At 30.6% G+C, this 7,209-nt stretch carries 7 protein-coding genes; all 7 read right to left on the bottom strand.

Annotated elements, in window-relative coordinates; all coding sequences use genetic code 11:
• On the bottom strand, positions 1-242 hold a 242-nt coding region (locus G498_RS0109535; RefSeq protein WP_026980966.1), incomplete at its 3' end, for a helix-turn-helix domain-containing protein.
• A gap of 250 nt (positions 243-492) precedes the next feature.
• Complete coding sequence (locus G498_RS0109530; RefSeq protein ID WP_026980965.1) at positions 493-975, bottom strand: hypothetical protein; 483 nt, start codon at positions 973-975, stop codon at positions 493-495.
• A gap of 177 nt (positions 976-1,152) precedes the next feature.
• Positions 1,153-1,554 (bottom strand): c-type cytochrome, encoded by a 402-nt coding sequence (locus tag G498_RS0109525; protein ID WP_026980964.1) that lies wholly within the window; start codon positions 1,552-1,554, stop codon positions 1,153-1,155.
• A 187-nt stretch (positions 1,555-1,741) separates the two neighbouring features.
• Positions 1,742-2,752 carry a hypothetical protein gene (locus G498_RS0109520; protein WP_026980963.1) on the bottom strand — a complete coding sequence of 337 codons (1,011 nt, stop codon included), beginning with the start codon at positions 2,750-2,752 and terminating at the stop codon, positions 1,742-1,744.
• A 187-nt stretch (positions 2,753-2,939) separates the two neighbouring features.
• A complete protein-coding gene (locus tag G498_RS0109515; protein WP_026980962.1) occupies positions 2,940-3,770 on the bottom strand; it encodes a hypothetical protein in 831 nt (276 codons plus the stop codon).
• Between the two features lie 1,337 nt (positions 3,771-5,107).
• Positions 5,108-5,557 (bottom strand): contact-dependent growth inhibition system immunity protein, encoded by a 450-nt coding sequence (locus tag G498_RS15445; protein WP_051269837.1) that lies wholly within the window; start codon positions 5,555-5,557, stop codon positions 5,108-5,110.
• 189 nt (positions 5,558-5,746) lie between these two features.
• Positions 5,747-6,235 carry a DUF3592 domain-containing protein gene (locus tag G498_RS0109490; RefSeq protein ID WP_026980961.1) on the bottom strand — a complete coding sequence of 163 codons (489 nt, stop codon included), beginning with the start codon at positions 6,233-6,235 and terminating at the stop codon, positions 5,747-5,749.
• Between the last annotated feature and the right edge of the window lie 974 nt (positions 6,236-7,209).

Raw genomic sequence — 7,209 nt, 5'->3', positions numbered from 1 at the left:
AGTTTAGGATTGCCCTCAATTTTGGTTTTCCCATACCTTTTATCCATTAGATTGTTAACATAATCCAGTTCTGCTTTTGAGTAGTTGTACGGACCGTTTTTAACCCTTTTTAGCTCTCTGGAAATAGTGCTTGGATGTACCGATAGAGTAGAGGCAATTTGCTTTTTATTTTTCCCTAAAGCGATTAGTTTTTCAATCTCAATTCTATGGCTACGATTGAGTCTTTTGTAAGCTGATTTCATAACACAATTTTAAGTCATTTTTTTGTCTTGAAAATTGCGTTAGATTCTTGAGTCTGCTATATAGTTGCTGCTAACGTGTTGCAGCTTGGCAAAGTTGCGACACTTTTATTACTGTTCTTTACAAATATACCGAAAAGTTTGAAAGAAAAAACCTTACTTCGGAGAAGAAGTGCAAACACTGGCACTTACTGATAAAAACCGAACTTAGCGATTTTGCCAAACTGCTGTTAGCTGTCGTTTTTATTTTCTTTTAGTTTAGCTCAAAAAAGTCATTTACTTCTGCCAAAAGTTTCTCTTTCGATTTATTTTGATTTTTAATTGAATAAAAAAGAGTATTTATAGATTTATCAATTAGTTTTCCATCTCTAATTTTCATTAGATGCGGAAACTTTGAATAGTTTTTTAGATTGTATAAAGCATTTGAAATAAAATCCTTTGGGTAGTTTTTCGTTTCAATTTTTTTACCATTTAAGTAAACAATTTCAATATTATTTTTCAAGTTAGGAATAATTTCATTTTCGATAAATTCCTTCGAGTTCTTTCTATTGTTATAACAGAAAAAATTTACATCGTTATTTAGTTCTAGAAAATCAGAATATTGTTTTTCAAATTTTTTTCGATTGTAATAAGTAAATGGAAGAGAGAGAATTATAAATGGAAAAGTAATAAGAAAAACAATCAACCCTATAAAAATCACAGGTAAAAACCCAATATTTTCTTTAAATTTTCCCACTTTGGTTTGTTTTACGTTGATTTTTTGGTAAAATGACAGCTAACGTTTCAGGCTTAGCCGTCGTTGCGGCAATTTAAGAAAAATATTATTATGAAATGCTGCGCATGAAAATCCGAAGGATTTTCTTTTAAGGCTTAGGCTAGCAATGCGGCTAAACCGTTGTTGTACACTGCTTTTTTATTGATTGTTTTTTATAAATTTAATATAGTAAATGATAGATTTAGTTTCCTCTTCGTTAAACTTGAAGTTATGTTTATAAATATCGCCAAAGTATTCTTTAATTTTTTCAGCTTCTAAATTTTTACTTTTTATTAAGCTATCTTGATTTGTAATGAATTTACTTAAAAAAGGTACACTTAAGTTATTGTTTTTGAAGGAGTAATCTAAGTTACTAATTCCTTTCGCGTTAAGTTTGTGACAAGAAATACAATTTTTTTCAAAGTATGTTTTACCAATACTAGAAAGTAATATTTCTTTATTCTCGGTTTCAATTTTCATAAGGTAATCAGAATCACTATTCTCTTTGTTTTTACAAGAAAAAATGAGGAAAATTGATAATATTAGTAATAGTTTTTCCATTAAGTTTTTTCAAAGTAGTGTACAACGTTTTGCGGCTTTAAGAAGTGGCGTAATTTTCTTCACAAGCCATTACAAATATACCGAAAAGTGTTTAAGAAAAAACTTCTTTTTTAAGAAAAAATGTAAACACTAGCCTTTCCAAAAAATCACTGACCTAGCCATTTCTTAAAACCGCTGTTAGCAGAGGTTATTCTTTCGTCATAAGTTCTGTATTTTTTGTCCATAGTCCAAAATATGGATTTTTACTGTCTGTTCGTTTTAGTAAAATTAAAAAGGGTTTGTCAAAAATCATTTTTTTAGGCTTCGGTTTTTCATATTCTTCTTCTACGGCTTCAGTTGTTTCAGTAATTTCTGCTTCGCTTTCAATTTTAGCACCACTTTCGTCTAAAATAAAAGCAGTTCTTTGCCAAGCTCGTTCAATTTGAAATTTTTGTTTCTCTGTGTTAAATTTATTTCCTTCTAAAGTCGTATAATTTGTTTCTATGTTGAAATTAAACTTTGGAATTATTACTTCATCTTCTTCTTTGTAATAATATTTCCAATTTATTTTTTCGTTCTTTTTTTCAGTCTTTCCAATTTCCGTCAATCTATCAATTTCCTTTGTCATTTCTGCAATTGAATTGAAACTTTGGTCTGGCTTAAATAAAATGATTTCGTGTTCTTTGTCTTTTGGTAAAAGTTTAATTATAAAGTTGTTGTCGTTTTTGTAGTAAATAATTTTTACAAGTTGAAGTTGTTCATAACTGTCATAGCCATAAACACCAAATGAAGATACTTTTTGACCATCAAAAGTCAATTTTTTGTTGAAGCTTTGAAGTTTTAGATCAAATGGCAATGATTTATTAAATTCGGCCCTTGCATATATTGAATCTCCGTCAACTTCTCCACTAACTAAATATTCATTGCTTTTCAAAACATTTTCGAAAGATGTTGATTTATCAAGTAGTTTCAAGTCAAAATATTCGTCAGAAATTGTCAAAGGTGAGTTAATTTGTTTTCTTATTTCTTCCCAAGCGAATAGTAAAGTCGCACAATAAACCGAATTTTTGTCATTTGAAATTTTATGTTCCAAAGTTGGAATGAATTGTGTGTTTTTATATTCAGATAGTTTTTTTACTTCAGGAAAATTTCTGTCACTCTTGCAACTAAATAATGTTGTCAAAAAAAGTGTCAATATGATTGCTGTTTGTTTTTTCATAATCTCTGCTAACGTCCCGCCGGCTTTGTGTCAGGCGGGGATTTTTATTACTGATGTTTACAAATATACCGAAAAGTTATAAAGGAAAAAGCCCAAAATGAAAGAAGAAAATGCAAACACCAAGCCCTTACCGATAAATCCCCAAAACCCCGCTTGCACAAAACCGCTGTTATAGGCAGCTCTCTTATCACTTTATTAATTCTTCAATTTCTATCTTCAACTCTGGTTTTGGATTATCTTTTTCAAATTCGAATTGAAGTTCGATTTTTTCTTTTACGGAATCTAATGAACCTCCAAAATAATATCCTTTTGAATAATCATTTGGATCGAATTTCATTTGGATTTTCATATTATCAACAACTTCAAATTTGGTTTTGTCCCTTTTAATGGAAATTGGATAAAACCATCCGATTTCTTGTTTGTTTTTCCATAGCGCAAAATTTAGAACCAAAACTTCTGCAATTTTAAAATCAGGTAGGGTGGGTTTGCTTTTTTGATTTATTCGGGTTATTGCAATGAGATTTATTCCCAGTTCAGAATCTTTAATTGATTCTAATACAATTGCTCCGCCGTAATTTTCATTTTCAAGTTGGAATGTTAAGCAATCACCTTTTTCAAAAATTGGCTGAACAAGGATTTTCTTTTTCCTTGTTTTTGCTTTGGTTTTTTCAGATTGTAAAGTGTTATAGAACTTTTCAAGAACAATTTTTCTTTTTTTTATGTCTTTTTCAATAGCTCCAAGATTTTTCCAAACTTCAAGGTCGGAGCCTGTTTCAATAATTTGTTTTATTCTTTCTAAAAGCTTACTGTCAAGTTCTTTGCATTCCCACTGAGCTTTAGCTAATGCAAACCAAAAATTGTTGGAATCATCAGAATCATTTATTATTTCCTGATTATCCGCAATTAATTTTTTAGAAATATCAATAACATTGAATCCATCATTATATAAAGTAAAAAATGCTTCGTAAATATCTGAGTATGTGTCGTTAGATGATATTGCTGTTCCCCAAGCTCCCATATTTATAGTTTTCGTTTTTCCAGAGTTGCCTATAACGTGTTGCAGCTTGGCAAAGTTGCGACAGTTAATGATTAACGTTAACAAATATACCGAAAAGTTTGAAAGAAAAAACCTCACTTCGAAGAAGAATTGCAAACACCGTCGCTCACTGATAAAAACTGACCTAGCAATTTTGCCAAACTGCTGTTATACATTGGTTGCCGCCCAAAGTATTTAAAAACACAAAGTTTTCACATTCCAATTTTCCGTTTTGTTTGCTACGTTCTGATTGGCAGGAAAGGAGCGAAGGGAAATTAGCTTTTTAGTTTTTTAAACAACACTTAAAATTCAAAAAAAACTAAAATGCTAATGCGCGCTGGCATTCAAGAAAGCGCGTGATTTGTTATGTGTGTGGATTTTTCTTCCACACTTATAACAAATTTAAGATAGACTTGATTTTAACGATTTTCGTACTGAATTTCCAGTTAGTTATTCCAGTTAGTTTTTCCGGTTTGCTTTTCCAGTTTCTTTTTCAAATTGAATTTTTCCACAAAGAATTTCCAATTATTTTTTACTGCAATTTTTTAAGATTTCGATTCCAGTTCGTTGCATTAAGTTCCTGAGTTTCACGCGCAGTTGGCAACTAATGTATAACGTTTCAGGCTTGGCCGACGTTGCGGCAATTTAAGAAAAAATATGTTATGAATGCGAAGCATGAATAAAAGAAAAAATTCCTTTTAAAGTTAAGACCAGCAATGCGGCTAAACCATTGTTATAATCTGGTTGCTACTCACAATATTGTAAAAATAATTTTGCGTTCCAATTTCCGGTTCGTTTTTTTGCGTTCCAATTGGCAGGAAAGGAGCGAAGGGAAATTAGTTCTTTTGCTTTTTCTGCAAAAGTGCTAATGTGCGCCGGCATTCCATTCAGACGCGTGATTTGTTATCATGTGTAAATTTTCAATTTACACTTGTGACAAATTTAGAAAATACTTGATTTCAACGATTTGCGTACTAAATTTCTAGTTAGATTTTCCAGTTTACTTTTCACGCTCCAATCTTAAAAAAATAATTTTCCACAATGTTTTTAAGTTTCGTTTACACACAAAATTGGTTTTGATTTGGTTGTGAAATATTGATTACTATGTGGTTAAGTTTTTTTTTTACACACGCACTACGCAACTAGATTATAACGTGTTGCAGCTTGGCAAAGTTGCGAAAGTTAATGATTTACGTTAACAAATATACCGAAAAGTTTGAAAGAAAAAACCTCACTTCGGAGAAGAAATGCAAACACCGACACTTACCGATAAAAACTAAACCTAGCAATTTTGCCAAACTGCTGTTGTACAACGTTTTTTAATTTATATTTTCAAATTTATTAAAACTCTCTAACCATTCATTTCTAATACTTTTTGTTGTTTCGAAAGTCATTAAGTATTGCTCATTTCTACGAAACAAATCGCAAACAGTTTTCCAGTTTTCAATTTCCTTTTTCCAATAATTTGTGTCTGATTTTAAAACAGAAATTAATAAATCACCTTCATAAAAATCACCTTCGGCTAAGATATTTTGTTCAAGTTCAATAATTGCCAAAGGAATTAAATATTTGAGACTAATATTTTGTCCAATCATAATTCTTAAATCTTCAACTTCAAATTCTTTAAGTTGCTTTTTTCTTAATTCATTGCAAGTTTTTATTAAATGGCTACTAAAATTTATTTCTTTCCAAAACTGATTTTCTAGAACTTCCAAGGATTTGTCAAGCCATTTATTGTCAAATTTAGTTTCAGTATAAGAATTATCCATAATGTTATTCAAAATGTTGTACAACGTTTTGCAGCTTGGCAAAGTTGCGACAGTTAATGATTTACGTTAACAAATATACCGAAAAGTTTGAAAGAAAAAACCTTACTTCGAAGAAGAATTGCAAACACTGTCGCTCACTGATAAAAACTGACCTAGCAATTTTGCCAAACTGCTGTTAGCGACTGTTTTTTAATAGTTTATATTAATTACACCAAATAAATCACAGATAGCTATTGCAATGGAAGCAATACTTATAAAGAAAAAAAGCATAAGAACGGTGTAGCTGAATTCTTCTTCACTTTGGATAACAAATCTTTTTGGATTTTTTGGGTCATATAAAATATTCACATTCTGATTTATTTTGTTTTTGTAAGTTCTTATTTTACTAAAGTCAGTTGATGCGTAAAAATATGGTTTTTCGGAAATAATCTCACCACTAGCTATTTTAAATTCAATTATAGGTGTTTTATGTCCTTCATAATCTGATTCATACGTTAGTATTTTAGCGGAACATTTTACGCCTTTCAAGTATATGTATTTATTAAATTTATAACTTTCAATGCTAAAAATTAAAAATACCAAGCCAAGAATTAAGAAGCAAATAGAAGGTTTTATAAATGCAAAAATGATAAATACTAAAGCAATAATTATCCAGTATTTTTCTATATATTTTATCATTTGTTACAATAAGTTTTTGAATTCTCAAGTTCAGTTGGCCAATAGTCGCTAACGTTTCAGGCTTGGCCGACGTTGCGGCAATTTAAGAAAAAATATGTTATGAAATGCAGCGCATGAAAATCCGAAGGATTTTCTTTTAGTGTTTTATGCCAGCAATGCGGCTAAACCGTTGTTATAATTTGTTGCGACACACAAAGAATTTTACACACAGTAACCACAATATTTGACACTCCAATTGCGCAATGTATTTCGCTTCTTTTAATGAACAGATTCTTCTTTTTCTAGGTTTTAGACAACGAATTTCTACAAAGTAACCACAAAGAATTTCTACAAAGAAACTCGACAAAGTAATTCCGTAACTATTGCGTAAAGAATTTAAAAACTAATTATAGACAACGTTTTCACACACAGTTATTTGATTAAATTATGCGTAAAGTTTTGATTTTTTGAACCAGAACTTTCCATTAAAAACTGAACCTGGATTACAAACCGGAGCAATGAATTATAACGTTTTACGGCTTAAAACCGTTGCGGCAATTTACGAAATATTTGTTATGGAATGCAGCGCTTGAAAATCCGCAGGATTTTCATTTAAAGGTTTGAACCAGCAATGGTTTTAAACCGTTGTTATAGCGCGTAGATTTTATGATTATAATTGCGTTTAGTATTTAAAATTAATTTAGCGGTTTAGTTTTTCCAGTTTTTTATTTTGTTAGAATAGGAGAGAAGTTCCAACTTATTTATAATTTAATTTTCAAAAAAAAAAAAATTAAGCCAGAAACATTCCAAACGCTGGCGTGATAGATTACCGATGCAAAGGACGAATGCTAACAATTCGGCGCAAGATTGGCACACACGCATACGCAAAGTAACCAAAAACCTAAGCCAAACCAAACGCTGGCATGCCGATTACAAGATTACTGACGATTGCTAACAATACGGCGAAAGATTGGCAAATTTATGCGCAAACTTTA

The organism is Flavobacterium suncheonense GH29-5 = DSM 17707, from assembly GCF_000430025.1.
Classification (GTDB): Bacteria; Bacteroidota; Bacteroidia; order Flavobacteriales; family Flavobacteriaceae; genus Flavobacterium; species Flavobacterium suncheonense.
This window is presented reverse-complemented; position numbering and strand designations above follow the sequence as displayed.

Coding starts and splice junctions, on each gene's coding strand:
- G498_RS0109490 (WP_026980961.1), bottom strand. CDS start 6,235: ATGATAAAATATATAGAAAAATACTGGATAATTATTGCTTTAGTATTT.
- G498_RS0109515 (WP_026980962.1), bottom strand. CDS start 3,770: ATGGGAGCTTGGGGAACAGCAATATCATCTAACGACACATACTCAGAT.
- G498_RS0109525 (WP_026980964.1), bottom strand. CDS start 1,554: ATGGAAAAACTATTACTAATATTATCAATTTTCCTCATTTTTTCTTGT.
- G498_RS0109520 (WP_026980963.1), bottom strand. CDS start 2,752: ATGAAAAAACAAACAGCAATCATATTGACACTTTTTTTGACAACATTA.
- G498_RS15445 (WP_051269837.1), bottom strand. CDS start 5,557: ATGGATAATTCTTATACTGAAACTAAATTTGACAATAAATGGCTTGAC.